The 18,381-nt window shown below is 73.0% G+C and carries 17 protein-coding genes and 1 pseudogene; 10 read left to right on the top strand and 8 right to left on the bottom strand.

Annotation, left to right across the window (positions count from 1 at the left end):
- The first annotated feature begins 18 nt into the window (after positions 1 to 18).
- From ACWF79_RS25070 to ACWF79_RS25055, 4 genes are all read left to right on the top strand, one after another.
- The gene (locus ACWF79_RS25070) at positions 19 to 2,049 is read left to right on the top strand and encodes a family 43 glycosylhydrolase (protein ID WP_453730380.1); all 2,031 of its coding nucleotides are present in this window, start codon (positions 19 to 21) and stop codon (positions 2,047 to 2,049) included.
- A gap of 280 nt (positions 2,050 to 2,329) precedes the next feature.
- Positions 2,330 to 3,139: a serine/threonine protein kinase gene (locus ACWF79_RS25065; RefSeq protein ID WP_453730379.1), complete on the top strand. Its 810-nt coding sequence runs from the start codon at positions 2,330 to 2,332 to the stop codon at positions 3,137 to 3,139.
- Positions 3,136 to 4,602 carry a serine/threonine-protein kinase gene (locus ACWF79_RS25060; RefSeq protein ID WP_453730378.1) on the top strand — a complete coding sequence of 489 codons (1,467 nt, stop codon included), beginning with the start codon at positions 3,136 to 3,138 and terminating at the stop codon, positions 4,600 to 4,602. Before ACWF79_RS25065 ends, ACWF79_RS25060 begins: the two co-directional genes overlap by 4 nt.
- A gap of 46 nt (positions 4,603 to 4,648) precedes the next feature.
- Positions 4,649 to 4,840 (top strand): DUF4236 domain-containing protein, encoded by a 192-nt coding sequence (locus ACWF79_RS25055; RefSeq protein WP_453730377.1) that lies wholly within the window; start codon positions 4,649 to 4,651, stop codon positions 4,838 to 4,840.
- On the opposite strand, the gene ACWF79_RS25050 is transcribed toward ACWF79_RS25055, so the two are convergent.
- From ACWF79_RS25050 to ACWF79_RS25040, 3 genes and pseudogenes are all read right to left on the bottom strand, one after another.
- Positions 4,809 to 5,666, bottom strand: coding sequence for a class I SAM-dependent methyltransferase (locus tag ACWF79_RS25050; RefSeq protein WP_453730376.1), 858 nt, complete (start codon positions 5,664 to 5,666; stop codon positions 4,809 to 4,811). The genes ACWF79_RS25055 and ACWF79_RS25050 overlap by 32 nt on opposite strands.
- A 103-nt stretch (positions 5,667 to 5,769) precedes the next feature.
- Positions 5,770 to 6,600, bottom strand: coding sequence for a PEP/pyruvate-binding domain-containing protein (locus ACWF79_RS25045; RefSeq protein WP_453730388.1), 831 nt, complete (start codon positions 6,598 to 6,600; stop codon positions 5,770 to 5,772).
- 59 nt (positions 6,601 to 6,659) lie between these two features.
- Positions 6,660 to 6,923, bottom strand: a pseudogene (locus ACWF79_RS25040) (hypothetical protein); the annotation flags it as partial.
- 73 nt (positions 6,924 to 6,996) lie between these two features.
- Here ACWF79_RS25040 and ACWF79_RS25035 point away from each other — a divergent pair.
- The 3 genes from ACWF79_RS25035 to ACWF79_RS25025 all read left to right on the top strand — a co-directional run bounded on the left by ACWF79_RS25035 (position 6,997) and on the right by ACWF79_RS25025 (position 9,805).
- A complete protein-coding gene (locus tag ACWF79_RS25035) occupies positions 6,997 to 7,572 on the top strand; it encodes a TetR/AcrR family transcriptional regulator (RefSeq protein WP_453730375.1) in 576 nt (191 codons plus the stop codon).
- 81 nt (positions 7,573 to 7,653) lie between these two features.
- Positions 7,654 to 7,872, top strand: coding sequence for a DUF6480 family protein (locus ACWF79_RS25030; RefSeq protein WP_453730374.1), 219 nt, complete (start codon positions 7,654 to 7,656; stop codon positions 7,870 to 7,872).
- A gap of 118 nt (positions 7,873 to 7,990) precedes the next feature.
- Entirely contained in the window at positions 7,991 to 9,805 is a 1,815-nt protein-coding gene (locus ACWF79_RS25025) for a thiamine pyrophosphate-requiring protein (protein WP_453730373.1), read from the top strand.
- A 12-nt stretch (positions 9,806 to 9,817) separates the two neighbouring features.
- On the opposite strand, the gene ACWF79_RS25020 is transcribed toward ACWF79_RS25025, so the two are convergent.
- Positions 9,818 to 10,441 carry a flavodoxin family protein gene (locus ACWF79_RS25020; RefSeq protein WP_453730372.1) on the bottom strand — a complete coding sequence of 208 codons (624 nt, stop codon included), beginning with the start codon at positions 10,439 to 10,441 and terminating at the stop codon, positions 9,818 to 9,820.
- Positions 10,442 to 10,754: 313 nt separating this feature from the next.
- Here ACWF79_RS25020 and ACWF79_RS25015 point away from each other — a divergent pair, with 313 nt between their 5' ends.
- Complete coding sequence (locus ACWF79_RS25015) at positions 10,755 to 11,588, top strand: RICIN domain-containing protein (RefSeq protein WP_453730371.1); 834 nt, start codon at positions 10,755 to 10,757, stop codon at positions 11,586 to 11,588.
- A gap of 40 nt (positions 11,589 to 11,628) precedes the next feature.
- On the opposite strand, the gene ACWF79_RS25010 is transcribed toward ACWF79_RS25015, so the two are convergent.
- Positions 11,629 to 13,032, bottom strand: a complete 1,404-nt coding sequence (locus ACWF79_RS25010) for a family 43 glycosylhydrolase (protein ID WP_453730370.1) — start codon at positions 13,030 to 13,032, stop codon at positions 11,629 to 11,631.
- 419 nt (positions 13,033 to 13,451) lie between these two features.
- Here ACWF79_RS25010 and ACWF79_RS25005 point away from each other — a divergent pair, with 419 nt between their 5' ends.
- Complete coding sequence (locus ACWF79_RS25005; protein WP_453730369.1) at positions 13,452 to 14,399, top strand: hypothetical protein; 948 nt, start codon at positions 13,452 to 13,454, stop codon at positions 14,397 to 14,399.
- A 94-nt stretch (positions 14,400 to 14,493) separates the two neighbouring features.
- Entirely contained in the window at positions 14,494 to 14,946 is a 453-nt protein-coding gene (locus ACWF79_RS25000) for a hypothetical protein (RefSeq protein ID WP_453730368.1), read from the top strand.
- Positions 14,947 to 15,013: 67 nt separating this feature from the next.
- Here the strand turns inward: ACWF79_RS25000 and ACWF79_RS24995 are convergent, their stop codons facing one another.
- From ACWF79_RS24995 to ACWF79_RS24985, 3 genes are all read right to left on the bottom strand, one after another.
- Positions 15,014 to 15,823, bottom strand: coding sequence for an SDR family oxidoreductase (locus tag ACWF79_RS24995; RefSeq protein WP_453730367.1), 810 nt, complete (start codon positions 15,821 to 15,823; stop codon positions 15,014 to 15,016).
- A 50-nt stretch (positions 15,824 to 15,873) separates the two neighbouring features.
- Positions 15,874 to 16,974 carry a carboxylate-amine ligase gene (locus ACWF79_RS24990; protein ID WP_453730366.1) on the bottom strand — a complete coding sequence of 367 codons (1,101 nt, stop codon included), beginning with the start codon at positions 16,972 to 16,974 and terminating at the stop codon, positions 15,874 to 15,876.
- A gap of 125 nt (positions 16,975 to 17,099) precedes the next feature.
- The gene (locus tag ACWF79_RS24985; RefSeq protein ID WP_453730365.1) at positions 17,100 to 18,083 is read right to left on the bottom strand and encodes a glutathione S-transferase family protein; all 984 of its coding nucleotides are present in this window, start codon (positions 18,081 to 18,083) and stop codon (positions 17,100 to 17,102) included.
- Between the last annotated feature and the right edge of the window lie 298 nt (positions 18,084 to 18,381).

Genomic DNA, 18,381 nt, shown 5'->3' with positions numbered 1-18,381 from the left:
GTCTCTCCGGAGGGACTCATGCTTCCGATCAGCAGACGGAGCCTGTTGCGCGGTGCGGCCGGCGCGGGCGCGCTCCCGTTCCTGGGCGCCGGGCCGGCCACCGCCGCGTCCTTCGAGGACGGACCGCCCCCGCGCTGGGTGGGTGCGGGACCCTTCACGTACGTCCACGACCCGTCCACCTCCGCCGGCCCGCGCTATCTCAACGATCACACGCTGGTGAAGGCGCAGGGCCGCTGGCACCTGTTCAGCATCGTCGGGGACAGCGCGCCGCGCGGCGAGTCGCCGGACAGCACGGCGGAGGTCTCCTTCGCCCACGCCTCCGCGCCGAGCCCGTTCGGGCCGTGGACCAGCCACGCCGACGCGCTCACCGTCGACCCGTCCTACTTCGGCGAGGAACACCTGTGGGCCCCTCACGTCGTCGAGGCCGGCGGCAGGTTCTGGATGTTCTACGCCGCGGGCGGCGCGCAGGGCGCCGCGATCAACCTGGCCACGTCGACCGACCTGTTCACCTGGACCCGTGAACCGTCCGGCCCGCTCTTCCGCGGGCTCGCGGCGCGTGACCCGATGGTGCTGCGGGTCGGCGGCGAGTGGGTCATGTACTACACCGAACTCTCGGGCGCGGGCGGCCACCATGTCGTGGCCTACCGGCGCTCCGCCGATCTGCTGCGCTGGAGCGAGCCGGACGTCGCGTTCACCGACGCGAGCACGGACGCGACCGTCTCGGTCACGGAGTCGCCGTACGTGGTCGAACGGGACGGCTGGTACTACCTGTTCATCGGTCCGCGCAACGGCTACGAGGGCACCGACGTCCTCGCGTCGCGAAACCCCTTCCACTTCGAACTCGCCGGGTACGCCGGGCATGTGCCCGGGCACGCCGTCGAGGTGGTCCGCGACGGGGAGGAGTGGTTCGCCAGTGCCGCGGGATGGTTCCGGAACGGGCTGTACGTGGCGCCCCTGGTATGGCGGGACACGCCACCGCCGTGGCAGAGCCCCGACAACCCGGTGGCCGGCCTCGACGTGGCCGGCCGCCTCACGGTGTTCGCGCTCGACGCCGCCGACCGCTCGATGCTGCGACGCGTCCAGACCGACCCGTACACCGACACCTGGTCGCAGTGGGAGCCCTTCGGAGGGCCGGCCGGCGGAGTCCCCACGCTCGGCCGCAACCGCGACGGCCGGCTCGAGGTGTTCTCGATCGCCCCGGGCGGCGCCAACCTGCACCACCGGGTGCAGCGGGCGGACGGCGGCTGGCACGCCTGGGAGGAGTTCGGCGGCCCGGCCGGCGCCGCGCCCACCGTCGCCCGCGACGCCGACGGCCGGCTCGAGGTCTTCGCGTCGAGCCCCGGCGGCGGCTCCTTCGCGCGGCGTCGGCAGCGGTCGTCCGGCTCGCCGGTCTGGGACCCGTGGGAGCCAGGCTTCGGTGGCGCGGCGGGCGCGCCGCCGGTGGTCGCGGCGAACGCCGACGGCAGGCTGGAGGTGTTCGTCCTCTCCCCCGGCGGCTCCGGGATCCGCCACCGCTGGCAGGAAGCCCCCGGTGGCTCCTGGGCCGCGGCCTGGCACCCGTTCGGCACCGCGGCCGGGGCCGCGCCCCGGGTGGCGAGGGACGGCAGCGGTCGGCTGACCGTCGCCGCGATCGGCCCATCGGGGGTGGGTACCTTCGTCCGGCGGCAGGCCGTGCCGAGCGGCGGCTGGGGCGAGTGGCTGCCGCTCTTCGGCTGGAGCGCCGCCGCCCCGGCGTTCGCCGCCAACTCGGACGGCCGGCTGGAGGCGTTCTCGCTGACGCCCGGCGGCGCCCGGCTCGACCACCGCTGGCAGGTCGCTCCGGGCGGGGACTGGCATCCCGGCGGGGAGTTCGGCGAGCCCGGCATCCGGCTCGCCGCCACGCCCACGGCGGCGCCCGACTCCACCGGGCGGCTGCACGTCTTCGCGGTCACCGTCGCGGGACGGGTGCGCACGCGTGTCCAGGAGCGGCCGAGCGGTGGTTGGCAGCCGTGGACGTCCTTCGGCGAGCACACCGTCGCGCCCGTGGTGTCGGGCAGCCCCGCGCTGTGAGGGAGCGCGCGGATCTCGCCAAGTGAGCGGGGGCCTCGGTGGTTCGTCCGGGTCGCGAAACTGCCCGGACCTGGGCTCCCGGCCTTCCCGTACGGTGACGTTCCCCACCTTGCGCGCACTGGACGAGGCGTCCGCGCCCCGGCGGCAGGCGCTCTCCCCCTCCGTGGCCTCCCCCTGCGGGCGGTTCCGGCCGACGTGGCCGAAGGACGCCGGTGAACTCCCCTGAGAGATGAGTATCGTTCCGCTGGTCCGACAAGCGACGCGGGGAACGGGGGGAGCGGTGAGTGGCGTAGTCGTCCATCTGCCGCAGGGAAGCGGTGGCGCCGACGGCGGCGAACCGCACGGTGACGCGGTGACGTTACGGCTCGGCCCCGGGGAGGTCGCCCGCTTCGGGCGGGGCTCCGCGACGGTCCCCGTCGAGCTGTGCCTCGCCGATCCGGCGATCTCCCGGCTCGCCGGGGAGATCCGCGTGACCGACGACCACTGGCAGCTGACCAACCACAGTTCGACCCATAGTTATCTCGTGGAGAACCCGGAGGGAGCGGGGGAATACCTCAGGGTTCCGCCCCGCCGGGTCGGGGCGCCGATCCCCTTCGAGTTCTCCCGGGTGGTGCTGCCCACGCGCGGGGACGTCACCGTCTCCTTCCAGGTGTTCGCCCCCGACCACGCCTATCTGGACCCGGACGCCATGGGCGTCCCCTGGGGGAACCGTACGGTCACCGCGTACTCCCTGGACGAGACGGCCACGTACTTCCTGGTCCTGGTCGCCCTCTGCGAACCGCGTCTGCGCGACCAGTCCCGCGTGGCGGTCCCCACCACGCCGCAGATCGTCGAGCGGCTCCGGGGGCACGTCACCTGCGGCACGCTGACCGCGCGGGCGGTCAGCTCGCACATCGACTACCTCGCCGAGGAGAAGCTGCGCATCGGCGTCCAGGACGCCCACGACCCCGGCAAGGGTGACCGCCGCAACGGCAAACGGGAGGAGATCGTCGGGCTCGCGCTGCGCTTCGGTCTCGTACGGGAGGAGCACCTCGCGCTGCTCCCGCCCCTGGCGGCGTCCGGCGGGCGGGAGCGGCAGGCCGCCCGATGAGCCCGCCGCACGGCCCGGGAGGCACCACCGAATGCGACCGGACAGACCTGCTCCCACCGGGCTACCGGGTCGGCGACTGGGTGGTCACCGAAGTGATCGGCGCCGGAGGCTGGTCCACGGTCTACGCGGCGCGACCGGCCGGCGGCCACCCGGACCGGACCGGCGGGGCCGCCGCCGACCGGCCGCCGGGCCCCACCGACGTCGCGCTCAAGATCATGCCGACGGCCGGGCTCGCGCCGCGGCAGGCGCGGAGGATCGTGGAGTCCGCGCGCCGTGAGGTCGAGCTCGGGCGCAGGGCCGGGCATCCCCGGCTGATCGGCCTCCTGGAGTCGTTCGTTCTCGCCGCCCCCGACCGGCCCTCCCTGGAGGGCGCGATCGTGCTCGTCATGGAACGGGCCGCCGGCAGCCTGCGGGAACTCGTCGACGCGGGGGTGCCCGAGGCCGATCGCGGCCGGCTGATCGAGGGGATCTGCGAGGGGCTCGCCCATCTCCACCGGTCGGGCTGGGTCCACGCCGACCTCAAGCCGGAGAACGTGCTGCTGGGCACGGACCGTTCGGTGAAGCTCTCGGACTTCGGCCTCGCCACCGAACTGACGGGAACACACGGGTACGCGCCGCCCATGGGCACCCTGGACTACCTCCCGCCCGAGCGCTGGAGGGCGCCTCTCGGCGAGCTCGGCGTGCGGGTCCGGCCGAGCGCCGACATCTGGGCCCTCGGCATCGTGATCCACGAGGTGTTCGCGTCGGGCGCGTCACCGTTCCCCGGCGCCACACCCATGGCGCGGGGCGCCGCGGTCCAGGAGTACGGCGAGGGGCGGGCCCCGCTGCGCATGGACCACGCCGTGCCACCGTTCTGGCGCGAACTGGCCGCCGACTGCCTCGCCCCGACGCATGCGGCGCGCGCCCCGCACACCGCCGAGAGCCTGCTCGCCCGGATCGCCGCCGAGCGGACGCCCGGGACGGACGCCGTGCGGCGGCGGGGCCGGGCCCGCGCCGCCGTCCTCGCCACCGCCCTGTGCGGGATCGCCGGCGCGACCCTGTGCTCGGACGCGGTACGGGTGAACTCGGCGGAGCCGCCGGGCCACGCGGGCGCGACGGCCGGCACGGTCCGGGTCTTCAACGCGGAGCGGGGCTGTCAGGAGCGGGCAGACCGGGACCGGCAGTGCAGCCTGGGCCTGGCGATCGACCCCACGCAGCCGTACACCGCGGAGAATGTCGTCCCGACCCGGGTGTGGCACGGCGATGTCCTCGTCAGCGATTGCCAGTTGGCCGACGGGCAGCCCATCATCGACGAGGAGGACCGCTGGTCCACCCGCTGGTTCCGCGTCCGCCTGCCGTCCGGTTCCACTCCCCCGGCGGCCTGGCTCCCCGCCGTACGCACCCTGGACCGCCCGTCGCTGCCGGAGTGCCCGCGCCCGCCGGTCGTCCGCCGAGGCGGTGACACGTCCGTGGCGTGGCCGTGACGGGCCCGCGGCGACCGTCGCGCAGCATGGTGACAAGGAGGCCGACATGTCGATCCATTACCACAAGCAGGTCACGCTCATCCCGAAGCTGCTCCGCCTGAACATCGGCACACACGGCTGGTCGCTGAGCTTCGGCCCTCGCCGTGCGCACATCACCCGGCACAGCGGAGGCGGAAGCAGCGCGTCCGTGCGGCTTCCTGGCGGACTCAGCTGGCGCCGGCACTTCCGCCGTCGCTGACGGCGGCCTTCGGGCGGGCGGCCGTGACGACGTAGTAGTCGAGGACGCCCTCCTGGTAGGCCTTGAGGAAGTTACGGGGCCATGTGCCCGGCTTCCACTGGTCGGACAGCCACCGGTCCCAGCCCTCCCACACCTCCGGACCGATGGAGTCGGCCCGCGCCTCCGTCAGGCCCGCCCGGGTGAACGCCTCCGTCAGGAAGGTGACGGGCCGGGCGATGTCAAGGCCGTCGGCGTACGAGTCGAGGAGGGCCGCGAGGCGCGCGCCGTGGCCCGGGTCGTCGTCCGGGGTGAAGAAGCTCGCGACGGCCACCCTCCCACCGGGCGCCAGGACCCTCGCCGTCTCGTGGGCGAAGGCGATCAGGTCGTCGAAGTGCTGGGCGGCCTCGACGCTGTGGACGCGGTCGAACTCGCCGTCCCCGAACGGCATGCCCTCCGCCGCACCCCGGACGAACCGGAGCTTCGACGGCGAGCCGTCCAGCAGGGCCGCGTTGGCGTGGCGGGCGCGGTCCAGCTGCTGCGGGTGGATGTCCATGCCGGTGACGTACGCCGGCTCGTACTCCCGCAGAGCCAGCGCACACCCGACGCCGAGCCCGCAGCCGACCTCGAGCAGCCGCCGACCTGCGAGCGGTCCGGCGGCGTCGAGCACACGCCGGTACATGTCCTCCTGACTACGCACCCGATCGTCGACCGAGAGCGGCCCGGCGAGGTCGATCGACCGCCAGTAACCGAAGTTGATGAACCCTCCGGCGAACACCGGGACCGAACTGAGGTCGGCCGGCCCGTACGTCTCCCGAACCGCGTCCCGCATTTCCACCGATTCCGCCACCCGCGTCACCTCCGCACACAGTGTGACGGCCCCAACCCGCCCCTGTCGACGGCGCCTCTCCCGCGCGTCGGCGGAGGCCCGGGCCCCTTCCGGGGCATGCCCTCTACCCCTCCAGCGTGACCGTGCCCGTAGCGCCGTCCACGGTGATCAGCTGCCCGTCGGCGATGCGTGTGGTCGCGTTCGGGACGCAGATGACGGCCGGGATGCCGTACTCGCGGGCGACCGTCGGGCCGTGGGCCATTACCGCGCCGGTCTCCGTGACGAGGCCGCCGGCTGTGAGGAACAGCGGGGTCCAGCCGGGGTCGGTCGTCGGGGCCACGAGGATGTCGCCGGGTTCGATGGACGCGTCGGAGGGGTTGCGGACGACCCGCGCGCGGCCGGTGACGCGACCGGGCGCCGCGCCCATGCCCGTGAGCGACCGGCCGTCGGACGGCTCGGCGGGCAGGAGCGTCTCCACGTCCGTACCGTCCGAGAGAAGGGCGACCGGGACCGTGCGACGGCGCAGTTCGCGCGCGTACTCCGCACGCCGGGTGGCGATCGTGTCGCGTAGATCGATCTCGGAGGCCACCACCTCGCGCAGCTCGGGGAGTTCGAGGAACATGACGTCGTCGGGTCGGTCGACGAGCCCCTTCGCGTGGAGTTCCGCGCCGACGGTGAGGCAGCCGCGCTCCCCGTCCTGCGTGCCGTCGAGCACGTAGTGGTCCGCCGCCGCCGTGCCGTCGACGACCGCCGTCCCCAGTCCCGGGGCGGCGTCGACCACGCTCGCGCCGCGCGAGCCGGTCAGCGGGTTGGCGGTGAACAGCACTCCCGCGACGTCGGCGTCGACCATGCGCTGGACGACGACGGCCATGCGGACACCGTCGTGCGGAATGTCGTTGGCCTCGCGGGAGGCGGTCGCGCGCTCGCTGTGGAGCGAGGCCCAGCAGCCCTCGATCGCCTCGATGAGGGCCTCGCCGCCGGTGACGTCGAGGTACGTGTCCTCTGGCCTGCGAAGCTCGCGTGCGGCAGGTCCTCGGCGGTGGCACTGGAGCGCACCGCGACCGGTCCGCCGCCGAGCCGGTCGTACGCCGCGAGCACCTCGGCGCGCGGCACCTCGCCGCTCGCGTACGCGTCGCTCGTCACGCAGAAGCCGTCCGACACCTGCTCGCCGAGGCGGATCAGCGCGGCGAGACCGGCGGCCTTGCCGCCCACCAGGTCCTGGTGCCCTCCGCCGATCGCCCTCAGGTCGAGCACGTGACTGCCGACGACGCCCTTCATGCCCGACCACACCCTTTCCAGTACGACTGCAATGTATAGCCATGACAATACAGGTGCAATGTAAAGTGGTCGTATGCCACGCAAGGTCGACCATCGTGAACGCCGAGAGCTGCTCGCCGACGCCCTGATGCGGCTGGCCGCCACACACGGCCTGGAAGGCGTGAGCCTGCGCCAGGTGGCGGCCGAGGCGGGCGTCTCGACCGGGATGGTGCAGCACTACTTCCGCACCAAGGACGAGATGATGACGTTCGCGCTCGGCATGGTCGCGGACCGGATCCGCGCCCGCACCGAGGAGGCGCCCGGGCCGACGACACCGCGCGAACTCGTCCGAAGCGTCCTCCTCCAGATCCTGCCGCTCGACGACACGCGACGGCTGGAGGGCCACGTCGGGCTCGCGTTCCTGGCGTACGCCGCGGTGAAGCCGGCGATCCAGGCCGGCCGGCGGGAGGACTCGGCGGGGATGCGCCGGTTCCTCGCGGAGCAGCTCCGGGCGGCCGGGGCGGACACCACCGACCCCGAGCTCGCGGCGCTCGGCCTGATGGCGCTCGTCGACGGCCTGGGCATGCAGCTGCTGTCACGGCAGTACGCCGAGGAGGACGCCGTCGCCTCGCTGGACGCGCAACTCACCCTCGTCTTCGGCGCGGCCTGACCACCCTGGGGCGGCATGTTCGGCGCATCCGGGGGCAGCCGCAGGGCGTCACACCCGCCCGGGAGCGGAAAGGAGTGCGACATGGCCGCCTACAACCCCGACCCGGATCCGCGCCAGGACCCGCGTGGCGCCACACAGCCCGGAGAGACACCACCGGCCGAGTCGAGCACCAGTTCGGGCGCCGGCCCGTACCGCCCGCTGAAACGAGGCTGGGGCAAGGGGCCGCTCGTCATCATCGTCGTGCTGGCCGTGCTGGTCGCCCTGTTCTTCCTCGCCTACGCGATCGTCCTCGCCGCATGAACCCGCTTCGGCGCCCCGCCACGGGGCCGCCGGAGCGCGGGCAGGTGTCGGGGCGGGTGCCCCTCACTCGGGTGCCGGGGCGGGTGCTCATCACTTCTACGGACGGAGGCACGTTCTCGTGAGCAAGGAAACGGTGGGAGACCGGATACTGGAGCGCCTGCGGGCCTGGGGGGTCCGTCATGTCTTCGGCTATCCCGGCGACGGCATCAACGGCTTGCTGTCCTCATGGGCGCGGGCCGGTGACGATCCTCGGTTCATCCAGGCGCGGCACGAGGAGATGGCCGCGTTCGAGGCCGTGGGATATGCCAAGTTCTCCGGGCGCGTCGGCGTCTGCGTGGCGACCTCGGGCCCAGGCGCGGTCCACCTCCTGAACGGGCTGTACGACGCCAAACTGGACCACGTCCCCGTGGTGGCCCTGGTCGGGCAGACGGACCGCAGCGCGATGGGCGGCTCGTACCAGCAGGAGGTCGACCTGCACAGCCTGTTCAAGGACGTGGCGGCGGACTACCTGGAGACCGTCAACGTGCCCGAGCAGGTGCCGAACGTCATCGACCGCGCCATCCGCACCGCGTACGCTCGCCGCGCCCCCACCGCCGTCATCCTCCCGGCGGATGTGCAGCAGCTGGAGTACTCCCCGCCCGAACACGCCCACAAGATGGTCCCGTCCAGCCTCGACGTCAGCGGTTGGACGCCGGTGCCCGACGACGACGCCCTCGCGAGGGCGGCCGAACTCCTCAACGAGGGACGGCGGGTGGCGATGCTCGTCGGTCAAGGGGCGGCCGGCGCGCGGCGGGAGGTGGCGGAGACGGCCGAACTGCTCGGCGCCGGCGTCGCGAAGGCCTTGCTCGGCCTGGACGCGCTGAGCGACGAACTGCCCTACGTGACAGGCTCGATCGGACTCCTCGGCACCCGCCCGTCGTACGAGCTGATGCGCGACTGCGACACCTTCCTCACGGTGGGCTCCAGCTTCCCGTACTCCGAGTTCCTGCCGCCCTACGGACAGGCGCGAGCCGTCCAGATCGACATCGATCCCCACATGATCGGTCTGCGCTACCCCAACGAGGTCAATCTCGTCGGGGACGCCGCCGCCACACTGCGCAAGCTGATCCCCCTGCTCACACGCAAGCAGGACCGGTCCTGGCAGGAGGCGACCGTCGACGGGGTACGCCGATGGCGGACGGTCATGGAGCGGCGCGCCGCGCTCGACGCCGATCCGGTCAACCCGGAGTTCGTGGCGCGCGCCCTCGACCCGCTGCTGCCGGACGACGCGATGATCACGTGCGACTCCGGTTCGACCGCCAACTGGTACGCGCGGCACCTGACGTTCCGTGGACGCATGCGCGGTGCGCTCTCCGGGACGCTGGCCACGATGGGCAGCGCCGTCCCCTACGCGATCGGCGCCAAGTTCGCCCACCCCGACCGGCCCGCCATCGCGCTCGTCGGCGACGGAGCCATGCAGATGAACGGCCTCGCCGAACTGGTGACCGTGGCCAAGTACGCCAAGGAGTGGAGCGATCCCCGGCTGGTGGTCGCGGTGTGGAACAACCACGACCTCAACCAGGTGAGCTGGGAGATGCGCGCCCTGGGCGGTACGCCTCCGTTCGAACCGTCGCAGTCGCTTCCCGACGTTGCGTACGCGGACTTCGCACGCTCGCTCGGCATGGACGGAATCCGGGTCGTCCGACCGGACGACGTCGAGGACGCCTGGCGGACCGCGCTCACCGTGGAGGGCCCCACGGTCCTGGACTTCCGTACCGACCCCGCCGTACCGCCGATCCCGCCCCACTCCACCTGGGAACAGATCGAGGCGACCCTGTCCGCCCTGGCGCACGACGAAGGCCGTTTGCATGTGGTCGCCCAGGGCGTGAAGGCGAAGCTCCAGGAGGCCCTGCCCCGCTCGCCGAAGGGCGGGGCAGGGGGCCGGGGCGACTGACCTGGGCCGACGTCAGGAGGGCGGGTACTGCGCCCCTTTGAGGCGTCGGGCGAGGTGACTGGTGTTGGCGGCCAGGGTCTTCGTGGTGGCGGCGGTCTTCTCGGGGGTCTTTTCGAGGTCCTTGAAGTCGGTACCCTGCATGGCTTCGCCCACCCAGTACGTGACGGCGTTGGGGGCGAGCGTGAAGCCGACGTCGTTCAGGCCCTGGAAGAGGTCCGCGCTGACCTTGTGCGCGCCGTCCTCGTTGCCGACCACGCAGACCGCCGCCACCTTGCCGTAGGTGAGCATCCGGCCCTCGTCGTCGGACTCGCCGAGTTCCGCGTCCAGTCGCTCCAGGACCCGCTGGGCGACGCTGGAGGGGTGGCCGAGCCAGATGGGGGTCGAAAGGACCAGGATGTCCGCGCCGAGGATCGTGTCCCGGATCTCGGGCCAGGCATCGCCTTCGCCCATGTCGGCCTCGACCCCGGCCCGCACGTCGTGGTCCACGATCCGGATCACCTTCCCCGTGACGCCGTGCTCGCCGAGCGCGTCCATGACGTGCTCGGCGAGCAGCTGGGAACTCGAGGGGGCGGGCGACGGGGAGAGGGTGCAGACGAGCGCGACGGCGCGCAGTGGTGTGGTCTTGTTCGCTTCCATGAACACGCGGCTACCCCGGCGCTGCCAGGTCATATCAGCGGAGTGGCAGGTTTGACCCGTTCACGGCGGGCGCGGCGCCCGCTCGCCTTGACGGGCCGGCGGCCGCCTCCTCGGGCCCCTGGAGGCCCCACGTAGCCGCTTTCGGCGGTCAACAAAGGGCCCCGGCTTCCCTCTGGAGAGTGGCGGCGGTTGCCCCCAAGATCCGCCGCGCTCTAGGGTTCTGACCGTTCTGACCTGCTGCAACACCATCTGCCCCTCTTGCGGGGCCGGTTGCCCGCACATCATCTGCGGCCCGGAACAGAAGGACGCCCTCATGGCTGCCGACCGGCCTGACGACAAGGAACCGGCCCGCGCGTTGGGCAGGGCGCTGCGCGACCTCCAGCGGCGCTCCGGCTGCACGCTGCGTTCCCTCGAAACGAGCGTGCGCATCAGCGACTCGTCGCTGTCCCGCTACTTCCGGGGCACCACCGTGCCACCGTGGGCGACGGTGCGCGACCTGTGCGAGGCCCTCGACGGCGACCCGGCCGACTTCCGGCCTCTGTGGGAGGCGGCGGACCGGAGCCAGCGCAGACCGGCACAGGGTGCGGACCTGAATGAAGGGGACCCGGAGGCGGCGGAGGACCCGCCGCGCCGTCCCTTCCTGCGGAACGGGCGCGCGGTCTGGGCCCTGGCCGGCACCGCGCTCGGCTTCGTACTCGGGGCCACGGCCGTCGGTCTCCTCCAGCCGGGGAGCCCGGCAACCGGTGACGCGGCCCCGACGCCCGCGCCCGGTGCGACCGGCGCGAGCGGCCACCCCAGGATCTTCGTGAACCGTGCGACGGGTGCCTGCCTCGACGACAGCCTCGACATGGGCACCCGCTCGTACCCGTGCAACGGCCTGCCGTACCAGCGGTGGACCGTCCGCACGGCGGCGGACGGCAGCGTGCAGCTGAGGAACCACGCGACCGGCGAGTGTCTGGACCACCACCCCAGCGGCCCGCGCACCGTGGCCTGCGGTTCGCCGGCCACCCAGCGGTGGTCCGTCAGCGAGCCGGACGACACGGCGGCCCAGATCAGCAGCACGGCGCCCCGAGGCTGCCTGGACGACAGCGCGGAAGGCCTACGGGTCGTGCCGTGCGACCGGACCGCCCGGCAGAAGTGGGCCTGACGCCGGTCCGGTCGGTTCCGGACCGGCGTCCACGCCCGGGCTACGCGACCTCCACGGCGTCCAGCTCCGTGTAACGCTCCCCCTTCGTGAGGCGGACGGTGTTCCACCCGGCGCGCAGCTTCACCGGCACCTCGCGCGCCTGCCACGCGTCCCAGCCGGTGTACGGGTAGTCGACCGTGCCCGCCGCCGCGCCGTTGACCGTCAGCGTGTGGGAAGCCGCCGCCGGCGCGCCCGAGGCGTCCAGCGAGCCGTTGCCGTGGCGGACGGTCAGAGTGTGCGGCCCCGAGGAGGCGGCGAAGACCCGGAACTCCACGAAGCTGTCGGGCTCGTCGATGTGCCCGACGGCCCGGCCGCCCCAGGCGTCCCTGGCCTCGCGCACGGTCGCCCGGTGGACGCGGGCGAGCTCCGCCTCGTGGAGCACCTTGCTGCCGCGCACGACGGGGCGGCCGTCGGCGAAGCCCAGGTCGGCGGCGTACAGCACCCGGCGTTGGCCGTCCGCGCCGTGGCCGTGGAAGAGGATCCGGTCGTGGCCGCCGGGGCGACCGGTGACGACGTCCTGGCCGCCGGGTCCCCTGACCGCTCCGGAGAAGGACCGCGTCGTCATGAGCGGCCCCTCCCCCTTCACGTACGGCCCGGTGAGCGTGTCGGACGTCGCCCAGCCCGTCGCGTAGCCGTCGCCGCGGTAGTCGCCGGCCGAGTAGAGGAGGACGTACCGGCCGTCGCGCTTGACGAGGGTCGGCGCCTCGACGAGGCCGCCCTCCCACGCGCGGTCCTGCTTGACGAGCCGGACGGGGTCGCCGGTGACACGGGTGCCGTCCCAGGAGACGGGCTGGATGTGGAGCCAGGTGTCCTGCCCGCAGCAGTTTCCGTCGCTCTTCCAGAGCAGGTGGCGCTTGCCGTTCTCGGTGTAGCTCGACGCGTCGATGGCGCCGCCCGCCTCGGTCGGACAGACCAGAGGGCGGTCGCCGACCGGCCGGAACGGGCCGTCGGGCGAGTCCGCCACGGCCGCGCCGATGCACTGGCGGCCGCCGGCCCGGTCGCGGGCCGTGTACTGGAGCGTGAATCCGTCGCCGTTGTCGAAGACTTCGGGCGCCCACACGTGGTTCGGAGGATCGAGCGTGACCCACGCGCCGACCTCGGGCAGCACGTCCGTCGCCTCGACGGTCCAGTGGACGAGGTCCGTGGAGGTGGCGTGCTGGACGTTCCTGCCGTGGGCGTTGGTGGCGTAGGCGTGGAAGACACCGCCGACGGCGACGACGTCCGGGTCGGCGAAGTCCTGGTCGAGCACGGGTGACACGCCCCCGACGCGCGCCCCGGCGTCGGCGGGCATCGCCGCCAGGCACGCGGCCGCGGCCAACGCCAGGGCCGCCGCGAGGAGCCCCCGTCCGGGACGACTTCGTTCCCTGCGGCCGAGCCCGCTCTTCTGCCTGCTCCGGTGGTCCACGGATCCGCTCCTTCGTTTCCTCGTCGGCGCCCTCGGCGACGCGGCCTCTGCGGCGCGCCCGGACACACCACGAGAACGACACGGTCGCGGGTGCGTTGCGGGCGGGCGCGGTTGTCAGGGCGGTCCGGTCCTCTCCCCCGCCACGGCGCCCTGTCCCGGGCTCCCGCGCATCCCGGGACATGAGCTTCCTTGCAGGTCAGAGGGGTGGGAATCCCGACTTCGGCGAAGCGCCCGGGACACGGTTGCGGGTCGCTTCCCGACCGGCACAGACTTCGGTTGTCCGGCTGCGGCGCCGCTCGACGGCAGCGTCCCGACCGGTGACCCGACCCCGTGCGCTCCCGTAGCCACGCGGCGGGGCCCAAGGGATTCGCACCCCGTCCCCGGCCCCCATCCCCACCCCTCTTCCCAGGAGATCCCTCATGCCCCGGCACAGCCATGCCCGCCACCGCTCGCTCCTCGTCACCGCCATGGCCGTCACGGGCGCCGTGATCGCGCTCGCCGCGTCCGTACTGACCGGCCCCGACGCACCGGCGGCGGGCGAACGGCCTCCGCCCGCGCTCCCCCCGCTCGCCGGCGGCGTACAGGCGCCCGGCGAGGAAGACCGGCTGCTGCATGACGCCGAACAACTGCTGCTGCGCGACTGCATGGGCCGGCAGGGGTTCACGTACCAGGTCTTCCCGCTCGACGACGATCCGACGGCCACACGCTTCGTGTACGTCCTCGACGACGCGGCCTGGGCCCGCCGGCACGGTTACGGCGCCGAGTTGCGACGGCAGCGGGCGGACCTCGCCCGGCGCGACCCGAACCGCGCCTACTTCGCCGCTCTGCCTCCGGACCGCAGGTCAGCGGCGCTGGTCGCCGCCAACGGCCCTTCTCCCGACGGGCTGACCGTCGATCTGCCAGGAGGCGGGACGGTACGGCGGAGCGACCGCGGCTGCGTCGCGGAGGCGCAGCGGCGGCTCTACGGAGACCTCGGCGCCTGGTTCCGCGCGTCGACCCGGGTGGAGGCTCTGGAGCAGCTCCGGCGGAGCCGCGTCACCAACGAGGCGGAGTACCAGGAGCGGCTCGCCGCGTGGGGGCTGTGCATGCGGCGCGCCGGGCACGCGTTCACCACGCCGGCCGCCGCCCGGGCCGCCGCGCTCTCCTCCGTACGCCCGCTGTCCACGGCGCACGAGGTCGCCCTCGCCCTGGCGGAGGTGCGGTGCGCCGAGGAATCGGCCCTGGCCCGTACCGCCCGGCGCCTCGACGCCCACCACGGCGGGCTTTTGGCCCGCGAGTTCCGCACGGACGTGGAGGCGCGGGACCGGCTCAGGGCCGCCGCGCTGCCCCGTGCGCGCCACGTCCTCGGCGACGCCCCGCAGGCCTGACCTGCCCCCTCGAACTCCGCCGCGTATCCGCGCGGCGGTCCCCCGGCCGCACCGCGACGGACGGTTCGGCCACTCTCGAAGAAGGAGAAGCACCATGCGCACCACCCGTGCCCTCGCGACGGCACTCACCGTCGCCGCCCTCACCCTGCTGACCGCCCCCGGAGTCGAGGCCACCGCTCCCGCGTCCGGCACGGCACCTGAAGCCGCTGTCGCCCCGGCCGCCGTTCCCCCCGCGGACGGATTCCTCTACGCCTGGGAGCACCCCCACGCGGGCGGTTTCCACTGCAAGTGGAACGCGGACAACGCCAACTGGGCCGGCTGCCGTAACAAGGTCTCGGACGTCTGGAACAACGGCTACCCCGGCCGTGCCGAGGACGTGCAGCTCTTCTACGGCCTGGACTGGAGCGGGTCGTGGGTCTGCCTCCACCAGGGCCACTCCCTCCCCGACCTCGGCCTCTCCGGCCTGAGGTTCTTCGGCCCCGGCGCGGGCAAGGGGCAGCTCGTCAACGACAACGTCTCCTCGCACCGATGGGTGGACGCCTGCTGAGCCCCCTCCCACCAGCGACGGCCCGACGGAGCGCCTCCGCCGGGCCGTCGCCCTGGGCGCCGGGGTTTCAACCGCTGCGCCAGGTGTCCGCTTCCATGTGCGAGCCCGCCATCGGCCCCATCCGCAGCATGCCGCCGTCGACGGCCCAGGACGCCCCGGTGACGTAGGAGGCGTCAGGGCCGGTGAGGAACGCGATGACGGCGGCGACCTCGCGTGCGTCGCCCGGCCGTCCCAGCGGGACGCCGGGCCGCTGCTCCGTGGTGACGTCGGTGTCCTCCTGGCCGGTCATCGGCGTGGCGATCTCGCCCGGGGCGACGGCGTTGACGGTGATGCCGTGGGCGGCGAGTTCGAGGGCCATGACCTGGGTCAGCAGCCCGAGGCCGCCCTTGGCCGCGCAGTAGGGGGCGGCGCCGACCCTGGGCTGGTGCTCGTGCACGGAGGTCACGTTGACGATGCGGCCCCCGTGGCCCTGACGGATCATGCGCCGGGCCGCGCGCTGGCCGCACAGCAGGGGGCCGACCAGGTCGACGTCCAGGACCTGCCGCACGGTGTCGTGGTCGAGTTCGACGAAGGGCGTGGAGGTGCCGGTGCCGGCGTTGTTGACGAGTACGTCGATGCCCCCGAGCCGGTCCGCGAGCACGTCGACCACGTCCGCGGCGCCCGGCAACCGGGTCAGATCCAGGTGCTCGACGTGCGCCTTGCGTCCCTGGGCCCGCACCTCGGCCGCTGTCTCCTCCGCGCCCCGCCGATCACTGTGCCAGGTGACACCGACGTCCATCCCGGCCGCCGCGAGCCGGACGGCTGTCGCCCGCCCGATGCCTGAGTCCGCGCCTGTCACGACGGCGGTCCGGGGGTGGAACCCCTGTGGGCTGCTCATGGAATCCTTCTCCCTTCGGGCCGCGGGGGCGCGGACATGTGCGGCCCCTCTCAGGGGGCCGCGGTGAGGGCTGCGACGTCGTCGACCACCGACGCGAACCGCCTCAGCCGGCTGTACGTGGCACGCTGGCGCACGGCTCCGTTGCCCTGCGTCCTCAGCCGCTGCCACTGCTCCTCGACCATCGGGGAGTCACCGTGCGCGTCGAGGCCCGGACCAGCTCGGTCGATCAGTGCGTGCACCAGGTCGACGGCCGGCCGCTCCTGTCCGGTTTCCGGGTCGAGGCCGATACCGGACAGGCCGTGGGCCGCGGCCAGTTCGTGCGCCAGGAGGAGCTGGGTCAGCGGCGTCCGAGGCGGGGCGAGCTCGGCCTCAACGTCCTGGAGCAGAGTCGCGGCGAGCCCTCTCGTCAGCGCCGCGAGCAGGATCACCGTGTCAAGGTCCGCGTTGACGTCGGCCACGCGGACCTCGAGCGTCGGTACGTGCTCCGACGGCCTCGCGTACCAGTACAGCATCCGCCGGTCGAGGACGGTTCCGGTGCTCACCAGGCGTGCGACATGTTCCAGATACTGAGCCTCGTCGAGGACGGGGGGCGGGCCCACGGTGGGCCACACCTCGTACGCGACGAAACGCCAGCTGTTGAAGCCGGTGTCGCGGCGGTAGGCGAACGGGGAGTTTCCCGCGATCGCCTGCAGCACCGGCAGCCAGGGACGTATGTGAGCGGCGAGAGCCAGCGCGGTCGCGCGGCTGAACGAGCCGATGTGGACATGGCAGCCGCAGACGGGATTCCCGTGGGCTCTGACAAGGGTGGGGAAGCGGGCGGCCATGGTCCGGTAGCGCTCGGAACAGGTCACGCTCAGGGGGCCCTCGGACGGCAGAACCGGGGTTCCCGTGGCCACGGGCAGGCATCCGTGCGCCTCGGCCGCCTTGGCCACGTGGGCGCGCAGCTGAGCGAGTTCGTGCCGCAGGTCGCGGCACGACGCGGTCGGGCGGGACGCGATCTCGACCTGTGATTCGAAGAGTTCCGTCTGCACCTGATCGCCCAGGTCCTCGACGGCGTCATGGATCACCAGAGGCGCCCGGCCGACCGGCTTGCGCGTGGCGCGGTCCACGAGGAGGAACTCCTCCTCGACACCCATGGTGAGCCTCTTCATCTCCACCACCTCATGTCGCCAGGCATGTGCCCCGCGCCCGGCCCTTCATGCGCGCCCCCCACCCGGGCAGAAAGAGAACACATTTCAACATAAATCAACCACGAAAACGCCCTCCCCGCCAACGCTCACGGCGCCATGACCCGCTCCGCCGGGGGCGGGGGGCCTGGAGGCGTACCGTCGCCGAAGGGGCGGCCGCCGAGCTCCGCGCGGCCGTGGGGCGAGAGCCAGCCACCGGTCTCGGGGCCCTGGGGGACGATGCCGGTCGGGTTGATGTCGTGGTGGACGACGTAGTAGTGCGCCTTGATCTGCTGGAAGTCGATCGTGTCGCCGAACCCCGGCGTCTGGAACAGGTCCCGCGCGTATCCCCACAGCGCCGGGAGCTCGGTCAGCTTCTGCCGGTTGCACTTGAAGTGGCCGTGGTAGACGGCGTCGAAGCGGACGAGGGTCGGGAAGAGACGGACGTCGGCCTCGGTGAGGGTGTCGCCGACCAGATATCGCCGGTCGGTGAGCCGCTCCTCCAGCCAGTCCAGCCGCTCCCACAGCCTCCGGTACGCCTTGTCGTACGCCTCCTGGCTCTTGGCGAAACCGCACTTGTACACGCCGTTGTTGACGTCCCGGTACACCTTCTCGGCGACGTCGTCGATCTCGTCGCGCCACTTCTCCGGATAGAGGTCGGGCGCGCCGTCCCGCTGGTGTGCCGTCCACTGGCTGCCGAGGTCGAGGGTGATCCGCTCGAAGTCGTTGGTCACCACTTCGCCGGTCGGGATGTCGACGATCGCGGGAACGGTGATGCCGCGCGCGTAGCCCGGCTCGCGCCGGAAGAACGCCTCCTGAAGCCGTTCGATGCCGAGCACCGGATCCTTGCCGCCCGGGTCCAGGTGGAACGACCAGCTGCGCTCGTCGTGCAGAGGCCCGGCGATACCCATCGACAGGACGTCCTCCAGGCCCATCAGCCGCCGGACGATCGCGGCCCGGTTCGCCCAGGGGCAGGCGCGGGCGATGATCAGCCGGTAGCGCCCCGGTTCGACGGGGTAGCCGTCCCGGCCTTCGGCCGTGATCCGTGTCGTGATGTAGTTCCGGTCCCGCTCGAACTCGCCGTCACCAGCCATGTTGGCGAACCTGACCCTCCGCGTGCGGCCGACCCGGCCTTGCAGGCCGGGGCATTCCGGTCATATACGCAGGGGCGCATACCCGCGTCGATCCGCCCTACGCACGGCATGGCGTCCCGGCCGGCACGCGAGCCGGGCACGGGTGGTTCGAGGCGTCGACTCCGGGGCCGCGCGTGCCGCGCCGGCTTGGGCCGCCCCTGGGGCGCCGAGGTGCCGTACATCCGGTCCTCGACCCGGTCCAGGGCGACGAGCATCAGCGCCAGCGAGGGCAGAAGCAGTAGGGCTACGGCGATCACGG

The sequence above is a fragment of the Streptomyces sp. NPDC054975 genome (assembly GCF_053609105.1).
Note: the sequence above shows the minus strand (reverse complement) of the source record. Positions and strands in the feature narration are given on the sequence as shown.